The organism is Nitrobacter sp. MLSD-S21 (assembly GCF_058809865.1).
The window spans coordinates 769,794-795,019 of record NZ_JBXASZ010000001.1; the positions used below are offsets into that span (position 1 = coordinate 769,794).

A 25,226-nucleotide genomic window follows, 5' to 3' on the forward strand; every position below is an offset into this window, starting at 1 on the left:
GAATCTAAGGCAATCAGTTTGCCTTGGTTTGGTGCATGATAAAATAACATTTCCAACGAACTTGAGCGTTGCCGCTAATCGAGACCAGGGTCGGCTTCCGCTCAGTCAAGGGTCGGCAGCTAACGTGTTAAGGTTCACGCAACGATGGCGAAAAAGACGCGATACTCACCATATAACAATCAATGGTTGTATATAACAACTTTTAGTTGCGTGCATTTTAAATCCAAGTTTTCTGGTCGAGCCGTCGTGAACTTCCTGTGCCGCAGAAGCGACGCAAAAGGGCAGGCATAAACGTGGCTCCCTTGATGGCGTCATGTTAGCCGCATCACCAGGTTGGGCTTCGCGAATACGAGGCGGCGCCCGAATCCTCCCTCGAGATTGCTCCGCAGAGGCTCATGTCAAAAAAGCACACCTATGTTCTCGGTCTCAACACCTATGATCACGACGTGAGCGCCTGCCTGCTTCGAGACGGCGCCGTTGCTTTCGCTATCGCCAAGGAACGGATCACGCGCGAAAAGCACGCCAGCGGATTCTTCAAGGAGGTCATTGACTACTGTCTCGGAGCCGAAGGCATCGCCATCGGCGACATCGATCTGGTGGTTCGCAATTGCTACATCCTTCCCGTTCCGGAAATGGAGGAGCGGCTGATCTATCAGGACATGCCGGGATTCCTTCCCCCCGAGGAGCGGCTGGACGCGCACGACCATCCGTATTTCCGCTCGCGTTCTGACAAGGTGGTGTCAATCTCACACCATCTGGCGCACGCCTATAGCGCCTTTGCGGCCTGCCCGTTCGATGAGGGCGCAATCATGATCGTCGACGGCGTCGGCAGCTATCGATCGGACGTGACCGAGCCCTATCCGGAAAGTGACACCGCATCGCCGCTCGCGCGCGAGTCGGAGAGCTACTACCAGTTCAGCGGCAAGTCGCTCGAATGCCTGAAGAAGGTTTGGATGGAGCCGGACCGCGGCTTTTTCAGCGACGAATTCTACAACATGCCAGGGCTCGGCGCGCTCTACAGCCGCGCTTCCACTTATGTATTCGGCGACTGGAATAAATGCGGCGAGCTGATGGGGCTCGCACCGTACGGACGCCGCGAGCAGATCAAGTCGCTGATGGACATCACCGACAATCGTCTCACGGTCCCGCGCTGGTCGGCCGAATTTAACCAGCCCTACATCGCTGAAGGTGGCGGAAAATGGGACAGCAGCCCCTCCATGCGGCATTGGGAGGATATGGCATGGCGGGTTCAGGACGACACAGAAAAGGTGCTGCTTGCCCGCGCCAATTGGCTTCGGGAAACCACGGGCGCGAAAAACCTCTGCATCGCCGGCGGCGTGGCGCTGAACTGCGTGGCCAATGGACGCGTCGCGCGGGAGGCCGGATTCGAAAACGTCTGGATTCAGCCAGCGGCGGGTGACGACGGCATCGCCATCGGCTGCGCTCTCTACGGTTGGCTCGAAGTGCAGAAGCAGCAGCGCGGCTTCGTGATGGAGCACGCCTATGTCGGTCGCGGTTATTCGGACGCCGAGGTCGAGGCCGCAACCCAGCGCTCGATCGTCAAGGTCCAGACGGCGGCGGTGAAAAGCTTAAATGTCTACGCCGAAACCGCGAAGCTTCTGGCGGATCAGAAGGTCATCGGCTGGTTTCAGGGGCGTTCCGAGTTCGGCCCGCGCGCGCTCGGCAATCGCAGCCTGATCGCCGATCCGCGCAAGGCCGATATGAAGGATATCCTCAACAGCCGGGTCAAGCACCGCCAGCCGTTCCGCCCTTTCGCGCCCATCGTGTTGGCCGAGCGCATGACCGATGTCTTCGAGGGCGACGAGGATTCACCGTTCATGCTGATCGCCAAGGCGGTTCGGCCGGAATGGCGCGACCGGATTCCGGCGGTGGTTCACGTCGACGGCACGGCGAGAGTGCAGACCGTACGCGAGAGCACGAACCCCGCACTCTATCGGCTGCTGAAGGAATTCGAGGAGCTGACCGGCGTTCCCGTGCTGATCAATACGTCATTCAACGTCAAGGGCGAACCGATCGTAGAGACGCCGCGCGATGCCATGCGCTGCTTCCTGACCACGGGCATCGATCATCTGGTGTTACATGACACGGTGGTTTCCAAGACAGGCTTGCACCGGATCATGGGACCGCTCGTCGGCGTCTACACCGACGTGGGCACCGTCGTCATGTCGAACCTCAGGCGAGCCTAAGGGGCCGCGGCGCCATTGCGCCGCGAAAACACCAGATTGTCAGGCCGCGACATAACGATTATATCCGATGGTGTCCGCCGGCTTTTCTGCCGGATCGGCCCGCTAGCAGCAGGTTATAGTGATCCATGACGGCACGTATCTTTAAGCCCGCCAAGAATGCGATGCAGTCGGGCGCTGCCAGAACGAAGGAATGGCAACTGGACTACGAGCCCGAGCAGGCAAGGGTGATCGAACCTCTGATGGGTTGGACCAGTTCCGGCGACATGAAGCAGCAAATCACGCTTCGCTTCGAGACCAAGGAGGATGCGATCGCCTATTGCGAGCGCAAAGGCATCCCCTATCAAGTGATAGAACCAAAGGTGAAGCCGGAGCGAAAAGCCGCCTACGCGGACAATTTTGCGTTTCGTCGCATCGAACCCTGGACCCATTAAGCGGGAGGATGGACCGAACCAAGGTTGACCTTACCCGGAAGGGCCGGGCACCCTGGCCGGATTAAGGCGCGCGTTTCACGCCTGCCAAGCATTCTGGACTGTCATGGCGCTCCGTTCCGGTGTCGATCCAACGTCGTCAGATTTCGCGCTCAACGTCGAGGCGATGAAAATTCTGGTCAACGAGTTGCGCGACAAGCTCGCGAGCGTCGCGGGCGGAGGCGGCGAGACCGCGCGCGCCCGCCACACCTCACGCGGCAAAATGTTGGCCCGCGATCGTGTCGACCTGCTGCTCGATCCCGGCACCGCGTTTCTCGAGCTGTCGCCGCTGGCGGCGAACGGCATGTACGGCGGCGACGTGCATTCTGCGAGCATTATCACCGGCGTCGGGCGCGTCTCGGGCCGCGAGTGCGTGATCGTCGCCAACGATGCGACCATCAAGGGTGGCACCTACTATCCGATGACCGTGAAGAAGCATCTGCGGGCGCAAGAGATCGCGCGGCAGAACAATCTGCCCTGCATCTACATGGTGGATTCCGGCGGCGCTTTCCTGCCGCAGCAGGACGAAATTTTTCCGGACGAGCGTCACTTCGGCCGCATCTTCTACAACCAGGCCAACATGTCGGCGACAGGCATTCCGCAGATCGCGATCGTGATGGGATCATGCACCGCGGGCGGCGCCTATGTGCCTGCGATGTCGGATGAGAGCATCATCGTCCGCAATCAGGGCACGATCTTTCTAGGCGGTCCGCCGCTTGTGAAAGCAGCCACGGGCGAGGTCGTTACCGCTGAAGAGCTGGGCGGTGCCGATGTGCATTCGCGCCAATCCGGCGTCACCGATCACTATGCGCAAAACGATGCCCATGCGATCGGGATTGCGCGCCGTATCGTTTCCACCCTGAAGCCACCGCAACACGCTGCGCTTAACATGCATGAACCGCGCGAGCCGCTGTTCGCACGGGAGGAAATCTACGGCGTGGTGCCGGCGGACGGTCGAAAGCCGTTCGATGTGCGCGACATCATCGCCCGCATCGTTGACGGTTCGGAGTTTGATGAATTTAAGAAGCTGTACGGCCAGACGCTGGTGTGCGGCTTCGCCCATATCTGGGGATATCCGGTCGGCATCGTCGCCAACAACGGCATCCTGTTCAGCGAAAGCTCGCTGAAGGGAACACATTTCATCGAGCTGTGCTGCCAGCGCGGCATTCCGCTGGTATTCCTGCAAAACATTACGGGCTTCATGGTCGGTAAGAAATACGAAGCGGGCGGCATCGCGCGCGACGGGGCCAAGCTTGTCACGGCGGTTGCGACCGCGGGCGTGCCGAAGTTCACGGTGGTGATCGGCGGCTCCTACGGCGCCGGCAATTACGGCATGTGCGGCCGCGCTTTCTCGCCCCGATTTTTGTGGATGTGGCCGAACGCGCGCATCTCGGTGATGGGCGGCGAACAGGCTGCGATGGTTCTCAGTACGCTGCGCCGGGAGAATATCGAAGCCAAAGGCGGCACCTGGTCTGCGGAGGAGGAGCGCGAATTCCAGGCACCGATCCGCGCGCAATACGAGAACCAGGGCAATCCTTATTACGCCACCGCGCGGCTATGGGACGACGGGGTGATCGATCCTGCCGACACGCGCCTCGTGCTGGGACTTGGATTGTCGGCGGCCGCGAACGCGCCGATCGAACCAACGACGTTTGGGCTGTTCAGGATGTGATCATGGCGAAGCGTCCGCATTATCGCCGTTTCAGCACGCTCCTGATCGCCAATCGCGGTGAGATTGCGTGCCGCGTAATCCGTTCCGCCCGAGCCATGGGTCTGCGCACCGTTGCCGTCTATTCGGAGGCGGATCGCGACGCGATGCATGTTGGCATGGCCGACGATGCCGTGTTGCTTGGACCCGCACCCGCCCGCGACAGCTATCTCGACATCGAGAAAGTGATCGACGCGGCCCGCAAGTCCGGCGCGGAAGGCGTCCATCCGGGCTACGGGTTTTTGTCGGAGAATGCCGGTTTCGCGCAAGCCTGCGCCGATGCCGGCCTCGTGTTCGTCGGACCGACAGCGGCGATGATGACCGCAATGGGGACGAAGTCGGACGCCAAGGCGCTGATGCAAAAGGCAGGCGTGCCGCTGGTGCCAGGCTATCACGGCGACGCGCAGGACGAAGCCACGCTGCAGGGCGCTGCGGACCGGATCGGCTATCCGGTTCTGGTGAAGGCGTCCGCTGGCGGCGGTGGCCGCGGTATGCGGATCGTGCGTTCGGCTGCGGAACTGACCCCGGCTATCGTCAGCGCCAGGCGGGAGGCCAAGGCGGCATTCGGTGACGACCGGATGCTAATCGAGAAATACGTTGAGAGCCCTCGGCATATCGAGGTGCAGGTGATCGGCGACAGCCATGGCAATCTGGTGTCTTTGTTCGAGCGTGAATGCACCTTACAGCGCAGGCACCAGAAGGTGATCGAGGAAGCGCCGTCGCCGACACTCGACGCCGCGCAGCGCGACAAGGTATGCGAAGCCGCGCGCAAGGCCGCCTCCGCGGTGAGTTATGTCGGCGCGGGCACCGTCGAGTTCGTATCTGACGGCAAGGACGTGTTCTTCATCGAAATGAACACCCGCCTACAAGTTGAGCATCCCGTGACCGAACTCATCACCGGAATCGACCTCGTGGAATGGCAACTTCGGGTCGCGTTCGGCGAAAAACTGCCGCTGACGCAGGACCAGATCAGACTGAATGGCCACGCCATCGAAGCGCGAGTCTACGCCGAGAACCCAAATAAGAGCTTCATGCCATCTGTCGGCCGCATCAAGACGTGGCATACGCCCCCGGAGGTGGATGGCCTGCGCATCGATGCCGGCTACCGTGAAGGCGATGCGGTTTCGCCGAATTACGATGCCATGCTCGCCAAAATAGTCGCATGGGCACCAACCCGCGAAGCCGCGATCTGCCGGCTCAACCGCGGCATCGAAGAAACCGATGTCCGCGGCGTCGTCACCAACATTCCGTTTCTATCCGCGCTGGTCACGCATGCGGACGTACGCGCCAACGCGGTCGACACGGGGGTTATCGAGCGTCATCTTCAAGACCTGACCCAGCCTTCAGCGGCACCGGGCGAGACCGAACTCGCGGCATCCGTCGCCGCTGTCCTACTGGCGGAAAGCAAGATGTCTCCAACGGACCAGGCATCGCCCTGGCGAACGGCGGGCTGGATGGTGGTCGGCCGACGTCGGCGGCGGTTCGTATTCCGTCAGGGTCAGGCCGAGCACGCGGTCACGTTCGTCTATGGCAATGGCCCGTACGAAATCCGGCTAGGAAAAAAGAATCTTGCATTCGCGTTTGCTGCGGACGACCGAGAAGGCATGATCCTCACGCTCGATGGAATACGAAGCCATGTTGTCTTCGTCGTCGACGGACGCGAACTCTACTTGCGGACACGCAATGGGCGGTTCGAGTTGCACTGGGTCGATCCCTTTGGCGAAGACGATGAGGAGCAGACCGGCGAAGATCGCATCGTCGCACCGCTTCCGGGCACAGTGGTCGCGTTGCTCGCGGAAGAGGGGGCGCTGTTGGAGAAGGGTGCACCCATCCTCACCCTCGAAGTCATGAAGATGGAGCAGACCTTGCGCGCGCCCTACGCCGGTAAGTTGAAGGAGCTTAAATGCAAGGTCGGCGATATCGTGCAGGAAGGCGCCGAACTCGCCGACATTGAGCCCGCGGCTTAGTCTGTCTCACGACCCGGAATTTCCATCCCCGTGACTTTTCCGTCAGGGTCTATTCTCAGGTAGAGACCAGACACGTCATCAGGCCGATTCGTCTCCGGCAGTTTGCCGCCGGCCGGTATACGGCAATGGTCCGGGACCAACGTCCGCTAAATTGCTGGCTACTTCTTCCGTCCCTTTCTGGCGGCATAGCGGGCATCGCGCGCCGCCTTGCGCTCGGCCTCAAGCGCCGCGGCGGCGGCGGCGGCTTCTTCTTTCTCCCGGGCGAGTTGCGCGGCGGCGACCGCAGCGGCCTCTGCCTCACGGGCTTTTTGCGCGGCCTTCTCGACTTCGCGGGCTTGCCGCGCCTTCTCGCGTGCAGCCGCCTGGGCCTCGCGCTCGGCCTGTCTTTGCTTTACGGCGGGATCGTCGGGACCGGGCTTGGCGCGAAACTTGTCGAGAATATTTTTCCGGGCCTCCAGCGCCGCCTTTTGGCGGTCCGCGAAGCCGGGTTCCTTGAATCCACTCATCTATCGAAAGCCTGTTCGTTCATCGCAATAGCAGGGTGTGCGGGGGTTTATAGCAGCTTCGCCATCGCATGCGTTGTGAAAAACGCCTGCGCGCTTTGTTATCCATTATTGTCGCTCATTTTCACGAAAATCGCGCGATTTTCAGTGCGCGCAATCCCCGACGCGGGTTGTTTTGCCGCATTACCAGCCCTCCGGCGGCCTGCCGAGCGCGCTTGCCGTGAATGATGCACGCCGATATAAGCGCCGCAATTCCCACGACCGCTGAATCAAGGACGATATCATGGCGATTGAACGCACCTTTTCGATTCTCAAGCCGGACGCGACCGCGCGAAACCTGACCGGCGCGATCAACGCCCTGATAGAAAAGGCTGGACTGCGAGTTGTGGCCCAAAAGCGCATCCGCATGACCCGTGAGCAGGCCGAGACGTTTTACGCCGTGCACAAGACGCGTCCCTTCTTCGGAGAACTCGTCGACTTCATGATTTCCGGGCCAGTGGTCGTGCAAGTGCTCGAGGGCGACAATGCGGTCCTCAGGCATCGCGAGATCATGGGTGCAACCGACCCGTCCAAGGCGGCCGATGGCACCATCCGCAAGCTCCATGCGAAATCGGTCGGTGAAAACTCCGTTCATGGATCGGACGCCGCCGAGACAGCCGCGATCGAGATTGCCCAGTTCTTCTCCGGCAACGAGATAGTCGGCTAGGCCAGATCTGGCGGCGCTCGATCGAAGGGAAGCTGACGTTGGATTCGCTTCTGCACGTCTTCGATCTAACGACGATCGCATCGGCCTTCGAGCAGTTTCGAAACGATGTAGATGATCCGGCATTCTGGCTCGCCGTCGGCAAGATCATTTGGATCGATGTTGTCCTGTCCGGCGACAACGCGCTGGTGATCGCGCTTGCCTGTCGCGGGCTGCCTCCCCAACTGCGTTTTTGGGGAGTGGTGCTTGGCGCCGGCGCTGCGGTCGGCCTTCGCATCATCTTCGCCGGGATCATCACGACCTTGATGGGGTTGCCCTACCTCAAGTTGGCAGGAGGGCTCGCGCTGCTGGTGATTGCCGCCAAATTGCTGGTGCCGGAGAAAGAGAGCGAAGAGGGAATCCCGGCGACCAGCCATCTCTGGGCTGCCGTTCGGGTGGTGGTGGTCGCCGACTTCGTCATGAGTCTCGACAATGTGATTGCGATCGCGGCGGCGGCGAATGGCAGCGTGCCGCTGCTGATCATCGGGCTGGCAGTCAGCGTGCCTCTGATCGTGACGGGCGCCGCGCTGATCATGATGCTTCTGACGCATTTGCCCTTTCTGGTCTGGGCCGGATCGGCGTTGCTGGGCTGGATCGCGGGCGAGGTCATCGCAACCGATCCGGCGGTTGCGCCACAGCTGCATCAATTCTTCGACACGGGCGCGGGTACCTTTCTGGATACAGTCTTGGGGTGGTTCGGCATCGCACCGCAATTTGCCTCCGGCGGACCCGGAGGCGAGGTATTGTGTGGCGTACTAGGAGTTATGATCGTACTGATCGCCGGGGCGATCTGGCGCAATCGCACGTGGGCCGCCGATAAGCGCTTCTAAAGCGTGGATAGATTTGGTGGCGACACGTGGGCCGGTCTCCGGCGTAGTTGGGCGCGATCCCGCGGTCGGCTCGGCAATGTGCTCCCCGGTCGCGAGAGGCGTGTTGGACTCGTTTGATCCGACAGAACTTGGTCAGATCACCAACGGCGAGATCAGGCTATCGTCCAGACTGGCCTTTGCCGACGTATTACAGATGTCGCCATCCAGTCGCGTGCCACCACCCGCGACCAGCCGCAGCGCATCCGGGTAGATACGATGCTCGATCTCCAGCACGCGTGCGGCCAGTATCTCAGCTGTATCGTCGTCGCGGACGGTCACCGCGCCCTGCATGATGATGGGGCCGGCATCTGTTTCCGCAACAACGAAATGAACCGTGGCGCCAGAGATCTTCACGCCTGCGCGCAGGGCCTGACCGTGGGGGTCGAGTCCTCGGAATGATGGAAGCAGCGAGGGATGGATGTTGAGCATTCGCCCATGCCAACGTTGGACGAACTCAGCAGTGAACAGCCGCATGAAACCGCCGAGGCAGATGAATTCGATGCGCTTGTCGTCCAGAGCGGATTGCAGTTTGGCCTCGAACGCCACGCGATCCTTGCCAAATGGCTTGCTTTCAATGACGAGGGTCTCGATGCCGACTGCTCCAGCTCTGGCGAGGCCCGCCGCGTCGGCCTTATTGGAAATGACGACCGCGATCTCAGCCGGAAAGTTCGCGGCTTTCGCGGCTTCCACCAGCGCCATCATATTCGATCCGCGTCCGGAAATCAGGATGGCGACACGGCGTTTCATGCTCTCATTCCCTGCGGGGGCGTTCTACATCGCGAGATCGAGGTGGCCCTCGTAAATGACACGGCCTTCATCGCCCGCGACGATCACGTCACCGAGCAACGAAACGCGTTCACCGGCCTGCGCCAACACGTCCACGACTTGCTGAACCGCATCACGGCGCACGATCGCGATCATTCCGATACCGCAATTGAAGGTTCGAAGCATTTCGCGTTCGGCTATGCTGCCCTGATGCGCCAGCCATTTGAACACCGGAAGTACCGTCAACCTGGCGAGATCGATCCGCACACCGAGTCCTTCGGGCAGTACGCGAGGAATATTGTCGGTGAAGCCGCCTCCGGTGATGTGGGCAAGCCCTTTCACCGCGCCGGTTTCGCGGATCGCGCGCAGGCAGGATTTGACGTAAAGCCGGGTAGGGGTTAGCAGCGCGCCTCCCAAGGTCGTAACCGGGGCAAAAGGCGCTGGAGCGGCGAGGGCGGTTCCCGAAACTTCGACAATCTTGCGGACCAGCGAATAGCCATTGGAATGCACGCCGGACGACGCAAGTCCGATCACCGCATCTCCGGCAGCGATATCGCGGCCTGGCAACAGGGCGCCGCGTTCCGCCGCGCCGACTGCGAAGCCGGCAAGATCATAGTCACCCTCCTTGTAGAGGCCCGGCATTTCAGCCGTTTCGCCGCCGATCAGAGCGCAACCCGCCTCCCGGCACCCTTCCGCGATCCCGGCCACGATCGCCGCGGCCGTTTCGGGATCAAGCTTGCCGCAGGCAAAATAATCAAGGAAGAACAACGGCTCCGCACCTTGCACGACGAGATCGTTGACGGACATGGCGACGAGATCGATGCCGATGGTGTCGTGAATACCGGTTTCGATTGCGATCTTGACCTTGGTTCCAACCCCGTCGTTGGCCGCGACCAAAATCGGGTCCGTAAATCCCGCGGCCTTGAGATCAAACAGCCCGCCGAACCCACCGATCTCAGCATCCGCGCCGGCGCGAGCGGTCGCGCGAACCATCGGCTTGATGAGGTCAACCAGCCGGTTGCCGGCGTCGATATCGACACCTGCCCCGGCATAGGTAAGGCCATCGTTCTTGTCGGTCATGCAGCAGCGCTCGAAGACATTTTCCGGCTGGTTACGTCGGATTGCGGACTTGCGCAATGGCTCGCACGGGCTGTCCGCATATACTATGTAGACAAGGGCCGATCCCTGCGGCAAAGCCTTGTCTCCCGAAGGTTTTGTGCGGAAACCATCCGGAGCCTGGGAAACGTCGCGTGAGTATTCCAAATATCATTACGCTCGGCCGCATTCTGCTCGTGCCAGTCATTATCTGGGCTATCGCCTCCAATCAGATGGAAATCGCGTTTGCCATCTTTGTGGTTGCCGGCATCAGCGATGCGGTGGACGGGTTTTTAGCCAAGCGCTTCAATATGGCAAGTGAACTGGGCGCGCTTCTGGATCCACTGGCCGACAAGGCGCTGCTGGTCTCGATCTTCGTGACGCTCGGCATCCTGGGGGCCGTTCCCATTTGGCTCGTTATCCTGGTGGTCTCGCGCGACATCATGATCGTCGGGGCCGTGATCGTGTCGTGGCTGTTCAACAAGCCGGTGCCCATGAAGCCGCTGCTGGTTTCGAAGCTCAATACGGGGGCACAGGTCGGGTTCGCGGCGTTGGTGCTGGCGGCGCTGGGATTCGGATTTGATTCCTCGCCCTATGATACCCTTCTGATGGTCGCCATTGCGGTCTTGACCCTGGTTTCCGTCTCTTTCTATCTCGTTGAGTGGGTGCGTCACATGAGCACCATCGATCCGAAATGAGATGGCACGGTGCGCGCAAGTTGGTGCTGGTGGTCCGGTGTAGAGTTTGTAGTGGAGTAGATGCGTGGCAGACCGCTCCCCCTCCCGTCAGCTCGCATTCGCGCTGCCGCACGCTGAAAGCTTTTCGCGGGACGACTTTCTGGAAGGTCACGCGAACGCGGCGGCGCTATCGCTGATTGAGAGCTGGCCGGAGTGGCCGAACAGGATCATGTTGCTGGCCGGGCCCGAAGGTTGCGGCAAAAGCCATCTCGCGACGATCTGGGCGGAGCAGGCGGGCGCGCGCTCCATAAGCGCGCGAAGCCTAACTGCGGCGACAGTACCAGCTGCTTTGGCGACAGGGGCGCTCGTCGTAGAGGACATTAATCCGCAAGCCTTCGACGAGCTTGCAATGTTTCACCTGATAAATCTCGCCCGTGAAGAGGCCGCGTTCGTGCTGATCACGGCGCGAGTCACTCCGGCCGCGATGGAGATCAGGTTGCGTGATCTCCGTTCGCGACTCCGCGCGGTGCCGGTCGTGACGTTGATGCCGCCTGACGATCAGCTATTCCGGGCGCTGATCGTGAAGTTCTCCGCGGACCGCCAAATGAACATCGACGAAGCGGTCGTCAATTATATCGCAACCCGGACCGAACGATCATTTGCTGCCGCTCGCCTCGCCGTCGAACAACTCGATACCGAATCGTTACGGCTTGGCAGACCTGTGACTCGCGCGCTCGCCGCCGAACTGCTGCGTAATCAGGACTGAAGCCATACGGCTCCGCATCCCTCCGGCTCACCCTTGACGTCACGACCTTCCGTAACATCAAATGTCATGGAAAGGTCATTGAGCTGGCCCATGGTTTGCAGCTGCGCCGCCGTGCCCGCACGACCAACGAGATACGGAACCGTCATATCAATGGATTCAGCTCAAACTATTGCTACCGAAGAAAAAAGGCGGGAGCCGCAACTGGACTCCGCAATCCGCACCAGCCCGGAACGGTTCATCAATCGGGAGCTGTCCTGGCTGCATTTCAATCGTCGCGTACTTGAAGAATCCGTCAATCCCGGCCACCCCGCGCTCGAACGCGTCCGCTTTCTGTCGATTTCCGCCAATAACCTTGACGAGTTCTTCATGGTTCGCGTTGCCGGTATCAAGGCGCAGGTCCGGGAAGGGATTACCGAGCGCAGCCCGGACGGGCTGCCGCCGTCGGAGCAACTTGTTCTCATCAACGAGACGGTCTCAAGGCTCGCGAGCGATCAACAGGCGATCTGGCGAGATCTCCGTAATGTGCTGACCGAAGTCGGGATCGTCCTGATCGATGGCAAGGACGTCACCAAAGCCGAGCGAAGCTGGATTGCGGATCACTTCCTGCACAATATTTTCCCCTTGCTGACGCCGCTCGCTATCGATCCGGCCCACCCCTTTCCATTCATTCCAAGTCTCGGCTTCACCATCGCGCTACAGCTCGCGCGCACCTCTGACGGTAAGCCGATGAATGCGTTGATCCGTATGCCGGGCAAGATCGACCGGTTTCTGAGGCTACCGCCGGCCAGCAAGGACGACCCCGTCAGATTGATCACGCTTGAAGGCGCCACCAGCCTGTTCATCAACCGACTGTTTCCAGGTTACACCGTCAAGGGACAGGGCGCGTTTCGCATCATCCGGGATTCCGAACTGGAGATCGAGGAGGAGGCGGAGGATCTGGTTCGCCTGTTCGAGACCGCATTGAAACGCCGCCGCCGCGGCTCCGTCATCCGGCTCGAGATCGAAGCCGCAATGCCGGCTGAGCTACGGGCATTCGTTCAGCGAGCGTTATCGGCGGCCGACGACGAAGTATTGTTGGTGGATGGCGTCCTGGCCATGAACGAGCTGTCGCAACTCACACGGCTCGATCGGTCAGACCTTGAATTCGTGCCGTACGTCCCGCGCCACCCGGAACGGGTGCGCGATCACGGCGGCGACGTGTTCGCTGCAATCCGGCAGAAAGACCTGATTGTTCATCATCCTTATGAATCGTTTGACGTCGTCGTGCAGTTCTTGCAGCAGGCTGCGCGCGACCCTGACGTGGTCGCGATCAAGCAGACGCTCTACCGCACCTCCAACAACTCGCCGATCGTGCGGGCGCTGGTGGAGGCCGCGGAGGCTGGTAAGTCGGTTACGGCGCTCATTGAACTCAAAGCGCGTTTTGACGAAGAGGCCAACATCCGATGGGCGCGCGATCTCGAGCGCGCCGGCGCCCAAGTGGTTTACGGCTTCCTTGAGCTGAAGACGCACGCCAAGCTGTCGCTGGTTGTACGCCGGGAAGGCGGTAGTCTCGCGACTTACGTCCACACCGGCACTGGAAACTATCACCCCGTGACCGCGCGCATTTACACCGACCTGTCTTATTTTACATCGGATCCGATTATCGGCCGTGATGCGGCGCGCGTATTCAATTACATCACGGGCTACGCCGAGCCGAGCGATATCGAAAAAATGGCCGTATCGCCTCTGACATTGCGAAACCGGATTCTCGATCATATTCGAGGCGAAACCACGTTTGCCCGTAACGGCAAACCGGCCGCGATCTGGATGAAGATGAACGCGCTGGTCGATCCCGATATCATCGACGCCCTGTATGAAGCATCCCTGGCCGGCGTTTCTGTCGAGTTGATCGTGCGCGGCATATGCTGCCTTCGACCCGGAGTTCCCGGATTGTCGGAAAACATTCGCGTCAAATCAATCATCGGCAGGTTTCTTGAACACGGACGAATTTACTGTTTTGGAATGGGGCAACCGATGCCCGGCCCAAAGGCTGCTGTGTATATCTCGTCTGCGGACATGATGCCGCGCAACCTCGACCGCCGCGTCGAAGTACTATGCCCCTTACAAAATGCGACGGTGCATCAGCAGGTTCTCGAGCAGATCATGGTCGCGAACCTGAAGGATACTGAACAGAGTTGGCAGTTGTTGCCGGATGGATCATCAACGCGTATGAAGGCCGCGAAGGGCGAGGAGCCCTTCAACCTGCATAACTATTTCATGACGAATCCGAGTCTGTCCGGCCGTGGAAAGTCGCTCAAGGAATCTTCGCCGCGCCGCCTCACGCGTCGCGCAGAGCGGCAGTCACCCGCATAGGAGGCCTGTGCGAGAATATCCGCGCCCAAGCAAGCCTGGCTCCAGCGTCGCTGTTATCGATATCGGCTCCAATTCCGTACGTCTCGTCGTCTATGAAGCGTTGCAGCGGAGCCTCGTTTCGATTTTCAACGAGAAAGCATCGTGCGGGCTCGGGCGCGAGGTGCAATCCACCGGGTTGCTCGCGCAGGATCCGATCAACAAGGCGCTGACCTCGCTGCGGCGTTTTCACGCCCTGTGCAGGGTCATGAAGGTCGGTCGCGTCTACGCCATCGCAACCGCCGCTTGCCGCGATGCCACAAATGGTCCTGATTTCATAGCCAAGGCTGAACGCATCTGCCGTGTGCCGATTGAAATCCTGTCGGGATCGCGGGAGGCTTATTTCGCAGCGCTAGGCGTGGTTTCCAGCGTCCACAAACCGAACGGGATCGTGGGGGATCTCGGTGGCGGTTCGTTGGAATTGACCGACGTGCGCGGTCATCGCATCGGTCGTGGAATAACGCTCCCGCTGGGCAGTCTCGCATTGCAGGATGCGTCGAAGAAATCGTTGAAGCGCGCAGACCGAATCGTAAAAGCCGCGCTTGCCGGCGCGGTGCCGCTAAAGACCGGACAGGGCCGTACCTTTTACGCGATCGGCGGGACGTGGCGAGCGTTAGCTCGCATTCACATCATCCAGAGCGGTTATCCACTTCGCGTCATGCACGGCTATTCCATTCCCGCAGCAGACGCGCTCGATTTCGTCCGGCGGCTGCGTCGTCTAGCGGCTTCCCAGACGCTGGCAGATATCGAGGCCGTTGCCGAGGCGCGCCAGCCGCTGCTGACTTATGCCGCTCTCGTCCTGGAACATATCATCCGGATTGCGAAGCCAAAAACCATCGTGTTCTCGACCTATGGTGTCCGCGAAGGTCTGCTTTATTCGATGCTGCCGGCCGCTGACCGCTCGCGGGATGGATTAATCTGCGCCGCGCAGTCGCTGAACGGCTTGCTCTCACGTTCCGCACGCCATGCCGAGGAACTGATCCAATGGACTGATCGACTGTTCCAGATTGCGAAACTTCATGAGACCGAAGACGATCGCCGGCTGCGTCACGCCGCTTGCCTGCTTTCCGATATCGGCTGGCGCATACATCCGGACTACCGCAGCGAGCAGACGCTCGATTCGATCATGCACGGCAATTTTGGCAGCATCGACCATCAAGGACGAGCGTTCGTCGCGCTGTCAGTATATTATCGCTATGCCGGGTTAAATGAGGTGAACGAACCATCCCCGGTGATATGCGAATTGGTAACTCCGCCTATGGATGAGAGAGCGCGCATTCTGGGCGCAGCCTTTCGGGTCGCACATATGATTTCGGCGGCTCGGCCAGGTGTGTTGTCCGCCACCCATTTTAAAAGCAGCGGCCGCAAGCTGACGCTTGTGTTCGAGCACCGGCTGATCGATCTGGTCGCGGATCGTGTGGGCGGCCGGTTCAAACAGCTGGCGCGCCTTGTTGGCCGCTCGGGCTCGATCGTCCTCCGCTAGCCCGTTCGTGGGGACACCGTCTGCGGCGTTTTCTCTGCGCGCATCGGCCATCCGCCTCGTAATACTATCGTGCTGGAACACTCATAAGGAGATGTCGCTGTGGGTGATGGCAATTCAGCCAGTCTAGCCGGAGTTCTCTCAGTCATCATTCTTGTCGTGGCGAATGGTTTTTTCGTCGCATCCGAATTTTCGCTGGTGGCCATGCGTCGCAGCCGCGTCGCGCAACTGGTTGCTGCAGGACGTGTAAACGCCCGTGCGTTACAGAAGGCGGTCGAACACCTGGATTATAATCTCGCAGCATGCCAGCTCGGGATTACGCTGTCATCATTGGCCCTCGGTTGGATCGGGGAGCCCGCGTTGGCGCACCTGATCGAGCCGCTGTTGATACTGCCATTCGGCACCGGAGCCGAAATCGGCGCTCACGCCATCGCTATTATCGTCGCCTTCGCGATCATTACGATTTTGCATATCGTGCTTGGCGAGCTCGCTCCCAAAAGCCTGGCCTTGCAGCGAACCGAGACCACTGCGTTGATTATCGTGCGTCCGCTCTCCCTGTTCGGGTTTTTGTTGAAGCCGGCAATCGTGTCATTGAACGGGCTCGGCAACGGTGTCTTGCGCTTGTTCGGCCTCAGCGCAGCCAGCGAAAAGGAATCGCTTCATTCGCCTGACGAGATCAGACTTCTCGTTGCAGAGACTGAGCGAGCTGGCTTGCTTGCTCGAACCCAGCGGGAAGTCGTCGAGCGGGTCATCAGTCTCACGAGTCGCGATGTGAGCGACATCATGACGCCGCGGACGAGTGTGGTTTGGGCGGACGCAAATGACAACCGGGACGAAATTCTCAATGTGGTCCGTGACTGCCCGTATGAGCACGTCGTGATCGGGCAGGGGAGCATCGACGAGATCGTCGGCGTGCTGCGAAAACAGGACTTGCTCGATCAGGCGCTTGAAGGCGCTGAAGTTGATCCGCTCGTGGTTCTGCAACAACCACTAGTATTCGCGGAGTTCACGCCGATCCTGCAGGCTATCGAGCGTTTCAAGGCGCAACCCGTTCGCGTTGGCATTGTCGTTGATGAGTACGGCACATTGCAGGGAATTATTACTCGTACCGATCTTCTGGAGTCCATTGCGGGAGAATTGCCGGACGCCGGCGAGGAGGCGGACATACAGGAAGGCGACAACGGCCAGCTTATCATCAATGGAAAAATGCCGATTGACGAAGCGATGATGCACTTGAACATCGCTCGCAAGCCCGATGGAGACTTTCATACCGTGGCAGGCTGCGCGATTGAGCTGCTAGGTCGAATACCAGCTATCGGTGACGAGTTTACCTGGGAGGGATGGTTGTTCCGGATCATGGAAATGGACGGTCCGCGGATCAGCAAACTGGTAGCCCGGAGGTCGGTCCCGTGATGTGCGTTCTGAACTTGTTGTGCGAAACTCGAGGTACGCTCTAAGTTCGCTCCACAAGCAACACCCGGCCCTTTTCGATCGCCAGAGCCAGCCTGCCGTGCTTTAGCGCGAGGGCGGTCTCGCCGAACAGTTCGCGCCGCCAGCCGTGCAGCGCACCGACATCGGCCTCGTCATCGGCTGCGATCCGTTCCAGGTCGTCCACGGTCGCGATCACCTTGCTCGCAACGGCATGGCGCTCGGACGTCATGCGCAGGAGAACCTTGAGAAGCTCCACCGTAGCAGCGCCGTTCGAATTGTTGCGCGGTTTCTCGATCTTCGGCAGCGCGTGCGGGTCTCGTGCGAGCCCGCGCTGGACGGCCGCGACGATATCGACGCCCCACTGGGATTTTTCAAAACCTTTTGGCAGCGAGCGCAGCGTCGCCAGCCGCTCCGGGTTGGCGGGAGCGTGGGTCGCGATATCACCGACGGCGTCGTCTTTCAGCACCCGCGACCGCGGAATGTTCCGACTCTGGGCTTCCTGTTCGCGCCATGCTGCCACTTCCATCAAAATGGCGAGGTCCTTCGGCTTGCGAACGCGGGTCTTCAATCGCTCCCATGCACGTTCGGGGTGGAAGTCATAGGTTTTTGGCGAAGTCAAAACCTCCATCTCCTCGCTGACCCAATCACTGCGGCCACGCTTCTTGAGATCGGCATCGAGAGCGGCAAAGACGTCGCGGAGATGGGTGACGTCCGCTACAGCGTATTCGAGTTGTTCCGCCGTCAGGGGCCGGCGCGACCAGTCGGTGAATCGATGGGTCTTGTCCGGACGATGCCCCGTGACGCGTTCGACCAGCGCGTCATAGGCGATGGAATCGCCGTATCCGAGCACCATGGCAGCTACCTGTGTGTCGAAGACGGGATGGGGAATGATGCCGGCCTGGTGCCAGATAATTTCGATGTCTTGTCGTGCGGCGTGGAAGACCTTCAGGACGCTTTCGTTCGACATCAACGTGAAAAAAGGCTTCAGGTCGATTCCCGTTGCTAGAGTGTCGATCGCAACGGCCTCGTCGGAGCTCGCCAGCTGAATAACGCAGAGCAGGGGATAATAGGTGGTCTCGCGGAGGAATTCCGTATCGACGGTGATAACCGGGTACTTGGCGAAGCGAGCGCAGACGGAGGTCAGTTCCGCAGTGGTCGTAATCAGGTCCATGAACGCTCCATAGCCCGTCTCTTTGCCCTTGTCGCCCCGCTTTCCGCGCGCACTGCGTTTGGTTTTGCAGACTTCTGCGGTCAAAAAATGCTTTTAGTAGAGTGAATTTGACATTCGCAAGCCACTTGAACGTGCGCCCTGACGCGAACGTCAAACTCAAAAACTCCCCTAACATCTTATGTTTGCTAACGGTCTTTCGATTCTAACGTTCGCAAGAAGCCGCGTCCAAAAAAGGGGGGCGAATGTTAGAATCGGACCACTAGCCGCTCTTTCAGGTTCCGCCATCCGGTTGCCGCGCTCCTTCCGCTCGGGTAAACCCCTGACGCTCAACCGTTCGGCCCGGTCCGGCCTCCGATTCCGCCTCTGAAGCATTCCTGCAGGATTTCCATGCATCGCTATCGGTCCCATACCTGCGGCGCGCTCCGCGACAGCCACATCGACCAGACGGTCCGCCTGTCCGGCTGGTGCCATCGCATTCGCGACCACGGCGGGGTGCTGTTCATCGACCTGCGCGATCATTACGGGCTGACCCAGTGCGTAGCCGATCCGGACTCGCCGGCTTTCGCCGACGCTGAAAAGCTACGCTCCGAATGGGTGGTCCGGATCGACGGCAAGGCGCGCCGCCGTCCGGCAGGCACCGAAAATCCGGAACTGCCGACCGGTAGCGTTGAAATCTATATTACGGAAATCGAGGTGCTCGGCCCTGCCGCCGAATTGCCGCTGCCGGTATTCGGCGAGCAGGAATACCCCGAAGACATAAGGCTTAAGTACCGTTTTCTCGACCTTCGTCGCGAGAAGCTGCATCAGAACATCATGACCCGCGGCGCCATCGTCGATTCGATGCGCAGGCGCATGAAGGAACAGGGTTTCTTCGAGTTCCAGACCCCGATCCTGACGGCCTCCTCGCCGGAAGGCGCACGCGACTTCCTGGTGCCGAGCCGCATTCATCCTGGCAAGTTCTACGCGCTGCCGCAGGCGCCGCAGCAGTATAAGCAGCTTTTGATGATGTCCGGCTTCGACCGCTACTTTCAGATCGCGCCGTGCTTCCGAGACGAAGACCCGCGCGCCGACCGCCTGCCGGGCGAGTTCTACCAGCTCGATCTTGAAATGAGCTTCATCGAGCAAGACGATGTTTTTGCTGCGGTTGAGCCGGTTGTCACCGGCGTGTTCGAGGAGTTCGCCAAGGGCAAGCCGGTCACAAAGAACTGGCCGCGGATTCCGTTTGCTGAAAGCCTACGCAAGTACGGCACCGACAAGCCCGACCTGCGCAATCCGCTGGAAATGCAGGACGTATCCGAGCATTTCCGCGGCTCGGGCTTCAAGGTGTTCGCTCGGATGCTGGAGGATTCGAAGAACCAGGTCTGGGCGCTTCCGGGGCCGGGCGGCGGCAGCCGGGCGTTCTGCGACCGCATGAATTCGTGGGCGCAGGGCGAGGGTCAGCCGGGCCTCGGCTACATCATGTGGCGCGAGGACGGCGAGGGCGCAGGCCCGCTCGCCAACAATATCGGGCCTGAGCGCACCGGGACCATTCGCGCGGCACTTAAATTGAAAGCCGGCGATGCGGCCTTCTTCGTTGCTGGCGATCCGGCAAAATTCTGGAAGTTCGCAGGGCTCGCGCGCACCAAACTCGGCGAGGAACTGAACCTGATCGACAAGGACAGGTTCGAGCTGGCCTGGATCGTCGACTTCCCGATGTATGAGTACAACGAAGAAGATAAAAAGGTCGACTTCTCGCACAATCCATTCTCGATGCCGCAGGGCGGGCTCGACGCGCTCAACACCCAGGACCCGCTGACGATCAAGGCGTTCCAGTACGACATCGCCTGCAACGGCTACGAGATCGCCTCCGGCGGCATTCGTAATCACAGGCCGGAAGCGATGGTGAAGGCGTTCGAGATCGCCGGTTATGGTGAGACCGAGGTCGTCGAGCGCTTCGGCGGCATGTACCGCGCGTTTCAATACGGCGCACCGCCGCATGGCGGCATGGCGGCCGGCGTCGACCGCATCGTCATGCTGCTCTGCGGCACCACCAACCTGCGCGAAATCTCCCTGTTTCCGATGAACCAGCAGGCCGAGGATCTGCTGATGAGCGCGCCATCAGACGTCGCTCCGAAGCAGTTGCGCGAGCTTCATATCCGGCTCAATCTGCCAAAAGACTAGCGGTTCGATTCTAGCTTCGGCATCTCTTTTCCGCAGGCATCTCTGCGAGAGTAGCATCGAGCAATCGCAGGCAAATTGCTGACGAAGCTTGGATTTTGACATTCGTGTTTGGGACTGGCAGCCGGTAGCGCGCTATTGTCAGATCCGCTCCGCCAACCGGCCGACCGAAGCTTCCGGGGAGCGTTTACCGTGTCGTATTCAGAAGATCTCCGCTCCGCCGCGCTGTCGTTCCACCGCAACCCGCGTCCCGGCAAGCTCGAAATTCAGCCAACAAAACCGCTCGCCAACCAGCGCGACCTCGCGCTTGCCTATTCACCGGGCGTTGCGGCAGCCTGCGAGGAGATCGTCGCCGATCCCGCGGAAGCCGCAACGCTGACCGGCCGGGCCAATCTAGTCGCCGTGGTATCGAACGGCACAGCCGTGCTCGGTCTTGGTAATATTGGGCCGCTCGCCTCCAAGCCCGTCATGGAAGGCAAGGCGGTCCTGTTCAAGAAGTTTGCCGGCATCGACGTGTTCGATATCGAGATCGCTGCCGATACCATCGAGCGCGTGGTGGAGACGGTCGCGGCGCTGGAGCCGACCTTCGGCGGAATCAACCTTGAGGACATCAAGGGGCCCGAGTGCTTCGAAATCGAGGAGCGGCTGAAGGCCCGGATGAAGATTCCGGTCTTTCATGACGACCAGCACGGCACCGCGATCATCGTCGCTGCCGCCATCACCAACGCGCTGTTGCTGAATGGCAAGGCGCTCGAAGAGGTCAAGATCGTCGCGTCAGGCGCGGGGGCGGCCGCTATCGCCTGTCTCAATCTGCTGGTGTCGATGGGCGCGCAGCGCAAAAACATCTGGGTTTGCGATATCGACGGCGTTGTTTACGACGGCCGCAATACCCGAATGGACAAGTGGAAAGCGGTTTATTCGCAGAAGACCGACAAGCGCAAGCTGGCGGAAGCGATTGCGGGCGCGGATGTGTTTCTGGGCGTCTCGGCCGGCGGCGTGTTGACGCCGGAGATGGTCGCGCAGATGGCGGATAAGCCCCTGGTGCTGGCGCTCGCCAATCCTGTTCCGGAAATCATGCCGGACGAGGCGCGCAAGGCGCGGCCGGATGCCATGATCTGCACTGGACGTTCCGACTTTCCTAATCAGGTGAACAACGTCCTGTGCTTTCCCTTTATCTTCCGCGGCGCTCTCGACGTCGGCGCCACCGCGATCAACGAGGATATGAAGCTAGCCGCTGTCGATGCCATCGCCCGGCTAGCCCGCGAACCGCCGTCCGACGCCGCTATCCGATTTGACAGCGAAACTCATGGTTTCGGACCGGGCTCTTTGATTCCCAGTCCATTCGACCCCCGCCTGATCCTGCGCATCGCGCCCGCCGTCGCGAGGGCTGCCATGGCTTCGGGAGTTGCGACGCGGCCGATCACGAATTTCGACGAGTACCACGCGCGGCTTGAACGCTTTGCCTTCCGGTCCGGCCTCGTCATGAAACCAGTATTTGCGAAGGCAAAGAAGCAGCCGTTTCGGGTGATCTACGCCGAGGGCGAGGATCTGCGTGTGCTGCGAGCCACTCAAGAGGTGCTTGAGGAGCAACTGGCCCGCCCGATCCTGGTCGGTCGCCCGTCCGTGGTGGAGACGCGTCTCAGGCGTCTCGGTCTCGCGATCAAGGCGGGCAGGGATTTCGATCTGATCAACCCCGAGGACGATCCCCGCTACCGAGCATATGTGCAGTCCTACATCGATGTTGCCGGCCGGCACGGCGCGACGCCGGACGTCGCACGGACGACGATCCGCACCAATGCGACCGTAATAGCGGCGCTCGCGGTGGTGCGAGGCGAAGCCGATGCGATGCTGTGCGGCGTTGAAGGCAGCTATATGCGGCACCTCCGGCACATTCGGGAGATCATCGGGTATCTGCCCGGGGCAAGCGACTTCGCCGCGCTATCGCTGATGATCACCGGCAAGGGCGCCTATTTCATCGCGGATACGCAGGTGCGCCCAAACCCGTCCGCTGACGAACTCGCGGACATCGCATCCCAGGCTGCCGTCCATGTGCAGCGCTTCAACATCACGCCGAAGATCGCTTTCGTGTCGCATTCCGATTTCGGCAGCTACGATACGGAATCCTCGCGCAAGGCGCGTCGAGCGACCGAACTGTTCATCGCCCGTCATCCCGATATCGAGGCTGACGGTGAAATGCAGGGCGATACCGCCTTGTCGGAGTCCGCACGACAACTGATCTTGCCGCATTCTCGGTTAACCGGCGTCGCCAACGTTCTAATTCTGCCCAACCTCGATGCAGCGAACGCCGCCTATCAGATGATCAAGGTGCTCGGCAGCGGCCTGCTTGTCGGACCTATCCTGATCGGTCCCGCGCATCCCGCCCACATTTTGACCCCGTCAGTGACGGCGCGCGGGATCCTCAACATGACAGCCATTGCGGTGGTCGAGGCGCAAGAGCGCGCGATCCGCTCTTAGGTGCGTGCGTTAAGCGGTTTAATCCGAGGAGGATGAGGTTGCGAAGCTTCAGTATTCCCGGAGAGGCCAGATGACCGCCACACGAATGCGAGCGGAATGCTCATTTGTGCCGCCCGTTCGTGTGTGCTGACGTGGGTGATATTAACTTCTACGGTTGCATTGCTCAGAATGACTCTGTCGCAAGACGGCGCATTCTGCGAAGTTTATCGTTTTCTTTTGCTGCCGATTGTGAGGATCACTCCGCTTCGCCAACATATGGTGAAACGACTCTCGATCAATGCATTTGAAATGGTGAAGCCGTGGGAAAAAGCAGTGCCGCTATCATTGATTTTCAACCTTATCTGGAGCGGCGCAGGCGCGCAGCGAAATCCGGAGAGGCTTGTGGTCTGTCATCGGCCAGCCAATTCAACATCCCGTTCGTTCTTCCGTTTATGTGGCTGACGGTGCCTGTCGTCTTCGTTGGGTTCCAAACATGGATATCAAGGCCCAGATCTACGGAGTCCAGCCCGATCATCGCATGAGCAAACTAGACACGAGCCAGATTTACCATCAAGGCGATGGAGGCGGTCTGGATTGCATTGAACTGCCGGTGATTGTCGGAAAGAATTTGCGCCGCATCCGGTTACGGCAAGGCTTGTCGCTTGAGCGGTTGGCCAAGCAATCGGGCGTGAGCCGCGCTATGCTTGGCCAGATCGAAACGGGCAAGAGCACGCCGACCATCGGTCTGCTTTGGAAAATATGCACCTCGCTCACCGTTCCGTTCGCTAGCCTGATCGCCATTGGCAATCCCGAAGGAATCATCGTTCTGCGGCGCGATGGATCGAAACTGTTGTCATCCAATCAGGGACAGTTCACCTCCCGGGCTCTGTTTCCGTTCGATAGCGAACGACGAACTGAGTTCTATGAACTCCGGCTCGCTCCACTCTATTGCGAAAACGCCGAAGCTCATGCGGCAGGGACACGCGAGAATCTGGTCGTTGCCAAAGGGTCTGTCGAAATCGCCGTCGGATCGGCGCGGCCAACGACTCTGAGAGAGGGAGACGCCATGCTGTTCGAGGCGGACGTTCCGCACGCATACCGCAATCTCGGCACAGACGAGGCAGTTCTGTATCTCGTGATGACCTATGCGCAGATGATCGGCTGACGCTGGCACAACCCCGCGATATTTACGGCCACCACTCGCCCAGCCTGAAACAAAAACAAGGGCAGGATCAGCCAGCCCTTGTTCGAACTCAACCGGACCGTTCGATATCGTCAGGCTGCCTTGGCCGGCATGACGCACATCATCGCCATCCCGCCGCAACACATCATCATGGGCATGCCGTTGTTCGCCATGTTCATCATGTTTTGGCAGCACTGCATGAACATGTCCTTCATCGACGCGTCCATGGGTGTCATCTCGCAAGTCATGCCATTGGCCGTCATTGTGCAAGTCATCTGGCACATCATGGTCGGCATCGCCATCATACCGTTCATTGGCATCATGCCGCCCATCGGCATCATGCCATTCATCATCATGGGCGCCGCGCCGCCCATCATGGGCATCATCATCTGCATGGCTGGATTCATTTTCTATCCCTTCAAGAGGCGAATGATCTCTAACTATCGAGCCAGATGGTAGATAATCCTAACTTGAGCCTCAATTAGAGATTGTTCGCGCTGTTCGCTTTCCTCCAATAAGGTGCCGGACTCTCCAATACAGTAGCCGGGTCCGCTATGATAACGGCAGCTCCTCCGTAATGTTAGACAAGCCCGGCCACTGAGAGGATGAAGCGTCTTGCGGGAAATCTACTCTGTCAAACGCGGCGCCATGCTGTAACGCGAACGTCGTTCTCCGCATCGAGAATCCGGACCTCGCTAGGCTGAAGTCCATGTGCCGCCAACACAGCTTGAGGAGAACTATCGGGGACGCCGGGAAAGCAGCCTTCGCCTCCGGGTAACCTCACGTGCGGAGCTTCCGACAGCCAGAACGTATCATAACGATCGAGAAACATTTCGAATACTGAAGGTCCACCGATGATCGCGGCCACTCCGTCGCGCACTCCGGCATGAGCGCAGGCGTCCTCGAACGACGCGCCAGCGGGATTCCATAAGGTAGCCTTTTCGTTTTCGGGATCACGTTCAAGAGCGGCTACGCGGCGGGTTAGTCTAACCCTTTTGCGCAGCGGCGAGTTGGGCTGATCCTCGAACGAATTGCGTCCATGAACGACGACGTCCGCATGATCCAGTCCTGCGGTGAAAAACTCAAGATCGCCCCTGAATTTCAGCGCTTGCGGCATCACATGGCTCGCATCGGCGAGCATTCCGTCCGCCGACACGATGACATAGCCCTCGATGCGAAGCATAAGCCTTTCCGGA

At 60.0% G+C, this 25,226-nt stretch carries 21 protein-coding genes; 15 read left to right on the forward strand and 6 right to left on the reverse strand.

Annotated features, from left to right (window positions below; translation table 11 throughout):
- Window positions 1–395: 395 nt before the first annotated feature.
- The 4 genes from AC1RT6_RS03885 to AC1RT6_RS03900 all read left to right on the forward strand — a co-directional run bounded on the left by AC1RT6_RS03885 (window position 396) and on the right by AC1RT6_RS03900 (window position 6,349).
- Window positions 396–2,207, forward strand: coding sequence for a carbamoyltransferase family protein (locus AC1RT6_RS03885; protein ID WP_079446607.1), 1,812 nt, complete (start codon window positions 396–398; stop codon window positions 2,205–2,207).
- Between the two features lie 125 nt (window positions 2,208–2,332).
- Window positions 2,333–2,638 carry an ETC complex I subunit gene (locus AC1RT6_RS03890; protein ID WP_079446606.1) on the forward strand — a complete coding sequence of 102 codons (306 nt, stop codon included), beginning with the start codon at window positions 2,333–2,335 and terminating at the stop codon, window positions 2,636–2,638.
- 103 nt (window positions 2,639–2,741) lie between these two features.
- Complete coding sequence (locus AC1RT6_RS03895; RefSeq protein WP_079446605.1) at window positions 2,742–4,346, forward strand: carboxyl transferase domain-containing protein; 1,605 nt, start codon at window positions 2,742–2,744, stop codon at window positions 4,344–4,346.
- 2 nt (window positions 4,347–4,348) lie between these two features.
- Window positions 4,349–6,349 carry an acetyl/propionyl/methylcrotonyl-CoA carboxylase subunit alpha gene (locus AC1RT6_RS03900; protein ID WP_079446604.1) on the forward strand — a complete coding sequence of 667 codons (2,001 nt, stop codon included), beginning with the start codon at window positions 4,349–4,351 and terminating at the stop codon, window positions 6,347–6,349.
- A 158-nt stretch (window positions 6,350–6,507) separates the two neighbouring features.
- Here AC1RT6_RS03900 and AC1RT6_RS03905 read toward each other — a convergent pair whose 3' ends face one another.
- Window positions 6,508–6,855 (reverse strand): DUF6481 family protein, encoded by a 348-nt coding sequence (locus AC1RT6_RS03905; protein ID WP_079446603.1) that lies wholly within the window; start codon window positions 6,853–6,855, stop codon window positions 6,508–6,510.
- A 280-nt stretch (window positions 6,856–7,135) separates the two neighbouring features.
- On the opposite strand from AC1RT6_RS03905, the gene ndk reads away from it, so the two are divergent.
- A complete protein-coding gene (gene ndk, locus AC1RT6_RS03910; protein WP_079446602.1) occupies window positions 7,136–7,558 on the forward strand; it encodes a nucleoside-diphosphate kinase in 423 nt (140 codons plus the stop codon).
- A 38-nt stretch (window positions 7,559–7,596) separates the two neighbouring features.
- Complete coding sequence (locus tag AC1RT6_RS03915) at window positions 7,597–8,424, forward strand: YjbE family putative metal transport protein (RefSeq protein ID WP_079446601.1); 828 nt, start codon at window positions 7,597–7,599, stop codon at window positions 8,422–8,424.
- A 132-nt stretch (window positions 8,425–8,556) separates the two neighbouring features.
- On the opposite strand, the gene purN is transcribed toward AC1RT6_RS03915, so the two are convergent.
- Both purN and purM read right to left on the reverse strand, forming a co-directional pair.
- Window positions 8,557–9,210 (reverse strand): phosphoribosylglycinamide formyltransferase, encoded by a 654-nt coding sequence (gene purN, locus AC1RT6_RS03920; protein WP_079446600.1) that lies wholly within the window; start codon window positions 9,208–9,210, stop codon window positions 8,557–8,559.
- 24 nt (window positions 9,211–9,234) lie between these two features.
- Window positions 9,235–10,308 (reverse strand): phosphoribosylformylglycinamidine cyclo-ligase, encoded by a 1,074-nt coding sequence (gene purM, locus AC1RT6_RS03925; RefSeq protein ID WP_079446616.1) that lies wholly within the window; start codon window positions 10,306–10,308, stop codon window positions 9,235–9,237.
- Between the two features lie 170 nt (window positions 10,309–10,478).
- Between purM and AC1RT6_RS03930 the strand changes: the two genes are divergently transcribed.
- From AC1RT6_RS03930 to AC1RT6_RS03950, 5 genes are all read left to right on the forward strand, one after another.
- A complete protein-coding gene (locus AC1RT6_RS03930) occupies window positions 10,479–11,021 on the forward strand; it encodes a CDP-alcohol phosphatidyltransferase family protein (RefSeq protein WP_472789733.1) in 543 nt (180 codons plus the stop codon).
- A 64-nt stretch (window positions 11,022–11,085) separates the two neighbouring features.
- Window positions 11,086–11,766: a P-loop NTPase family protein gene (locus tag AC1RT6_RS03935; protein ID WP_079446598.1), complete on the forward strand. Its 681-nt coding sequence runs from the start codon at window positions 11,086–11,088 to the stop codon at window positions 11,764–11,766.
- 150 nt (window positions 11,767–11,916) lie between these two features.
- Window positions 11,917–14,118 (forward strand): RNA degradosome polyphosphate kinase, encoded by a 2,202-nt coding sequence (locus tag AC1RT6_RS03940; RefSeq protein ID WP_079446597.1) that lies wholly within the window; start codon window positions 11,917–11,919, stop codon window positions 14,116–14,118.
- Window positions 14,119–14,125: 7 nt separating this feature from the next.
- Window positions 14,126–15,637 carry an exopolyphosphatase gene (ppx, locus tag AC1RT6_RS03945; RefSeq protein WP_079446596.1) on the forward strand — a complete coding sequence of 504 codons (1,512 nt, stop codon included), beginning with the start codon at window positions 14,126–14,128 and terminating at the stop codon, window positions 15,635–15,637.
- 99 nt (window positions 15,638–15,736) lie between these two features.
- Window positions 15,737–17,047 carry a hemolysin family protein gene (locus tag AC1RT6_RS03950; protein ID WP_079446595.1) on the forward strand — a complete coding sequence of 437 codons (1,311 nt, stop codon included), beginning with the start codon at window positions 15,737–15,739 and terminating at the stop codon, window positions 17,045–17,047.
- 40 nt (window positions 17,048–17,087) lie between these two features.
- Here AC1RT6_RS03950 and rnd read toward each other — a convergent pair whose 3' ends face one another.
- Window positions 17,088–18,236, reverse strand: a complete 1,149-nt coding sequence (gene rnd, locus AC1RT6_RS03955; protein ID WP_079446615.1) for a ribonuclease D — start codon at window positions 18,234–18,236, stop codon at window positions 17,088–17,090.
- Between the two features lie 387 nt (window positions 18,237–18,623).
- Between rnd and aspS the strand changes: the two genes are divergently transcribed.
- From aspS to AC1RT6_RS03975, 4 genes are all read left to right on the forward strand, one after another.
- Window positions 18,624–20,396, forward strand: a complete 1,773-nt coding sequence (aspS, locus tag AC1RT6_RS03960) for an aspartate--tRNA ligase (protein ID WP_079446594.1) — start codon at window positions 18,624–18,626, stop codon at window positions 20,394–20,396.
- Between the two features lie 189 nt (window positions 20,397–20,585).
- Window positions 20,586–22,868, forward strand: coding sequence for an NADP-dependent malic enzyme (locus AC1RT6_RS03965; RefSeq protein ID WP_079446614.1), 2,283 nt, complete (start codon window positions 20,586–20,588; stop codon window positions 22,866–22,868).
- A 96-nt stretch (window positions 22,869–22,964) separates the two neighbouring features.
- Window positions 22,965–23,309: a hypothetical protein gene (locus AC1RT6_RS03970; protein ID WP_139372867.1), complete on the forward strand. Its 345-nt coding sequence runs from the start codon at window positions 22,965–22,967 to the stop codon at window positions 23,307–23,309.
- 76 nt (window positions 23,310–23,385) lie between these two features.
- Entirely contained in the window at window positions 23,386–24,012 is a 627-nt protein-coding gene (locus AC1RT6_RS03975) for a helix-turn-helix domain-containing protein (protein WP_079446613.1), read from the forward strand.
- 110 nt (window positions 24,013–24,122) lie between these two features.
- Here AC1RT6_RS03975 and AC1RT6_RS03980 read toward each other — a convergent pair whose 3' ends face one another.
- Window positions 24,123–24,437 carry a hypothetical protein gene (locus AC1RT6_RS03980; RefSeq protein ID WP_493029116.1) on the reverse strand — a complete coding sequence of 105 codons (315 nt, stop codon included), beginning with the start codon at window positions 24,435–24,437 and terminating at the stop codon, window positions 24,123–24,125.
- Between the two features lie 227 nt (window positions 24,438–24,664).
- Window positions 24,665–25,213 carry a dihydrofolate reductase family protein gene (locus tag AC1RT6_RS03985; RefSeq protein WP_079446592.1) on the reverse strand — a complete coding sequence of 183 codons (549 nt, stop codon included), beginning with the start codon at window positions 25,211–25,213 and terminating at the stop codon, window positions 24,665–24,667.
- Window positions 25,214–25,226: the final 13 nt, after the last annotated feature.

Coding starts and splice junctions, on each gene's coding strand:
- AC1RT6_RS03980 (WP_493029116.1), bottom strand. CDS start 24,437: ATGAATCCAGCCATGCAGATGATGATGCCCATGATGGGCGGCGCGGCG.
- rnd (WP_079446615.1), bottom strand. CDS start 18,236: ATGGACCTGATTACGACCACTGCGGAACTGACCTCCGTCTGCGCTCGC.
- aspS (WP_079446594.1), top strand. CDS start 18,624: ATGCATCGCTATCGGTCCCATACCTGCGGCGCGCTCCGCGACAGCCAC.
- AC1RT6_RS03970 (WP_139372867.1), top strand. CDS start 22,965: ATGCTCATTTGTGCCGCCCGTTCGTGTGTGCTGACGTGGGTGATATTA.
- purN (WP_079446600.1), bottom strand. CDS start 9,210: ATGAAACGCCGTGTCGCCATCCTGATTTCCGGACGCGGATCGAATATG.
- AC1RT6_RS03940 (WP_079446597.1), top strand. CDS start 11,917: ATGGATTCAGCTCAAACTATTGCTACCGAAGAAAAAAGGCGGGAGCCG.
- AC1RT6_RS03985 (WP_079446592.1), bottom strand. CDS start 25,213: ATGCTTCGCATCGAGGGCTATGTCATCGTGTCGGCGGACGGAATGCTC.
- AC1RT6_RS03975 (WP_079446613.1), top strand. CDS start 23,386: ATGAGCAAACTAGACACGAGCCAGATTTACCATCAAGGCGATGGAGGC.
- AC1RT6_RS03905 (WP_079446603.1), bottom strand. CDS start 6,855: ATGAGTGGATTCAAGGAACCCGGCTTCGCGGACCGCCAAAAGGCGGCG.
- AC1RT6_RS03890 (WP_079446606.1), top strand. CDS start 2,333: ATGACGGCACGTATCTTTAAGCCCGCCAAGAATGCGATGCAGTCGGGC.
- ndk (WP_079446602.1), top strand. CDS start 7,136: ATGGCGATTGAACGCACCTTTTCGATTCTCAAGCCGGACGCGACCGCG.
- AC1RT6_RS03885 (WP_079446607.1), top strand. CDS start 396: ATGTCAAAAAAGCACACCTATGTTCTCGGTCTCAACACCTATGATCAC.
- AC1RT6_RS03895 (WP_079446605.1), top strand. CDS start 2,742: ATGGCGCTCCGTTCCGGTGTCGATCCAACGTCGTCAGATTTCGCGCTC.
- purM (WP_079446616.1), bottom strand. CDS start 10,308: ATGACCGACAAGAACGATGGCCTTACCTATGCCGGGGCAGGTGTCGAT.
- AC1RT6_RS03900 (WP_079446604.1), top strand. CDS start 4,349: ATGGCGAAGCGTCCGCATTATCGCCGTTTCAGCACGCTCCTGATCGCC.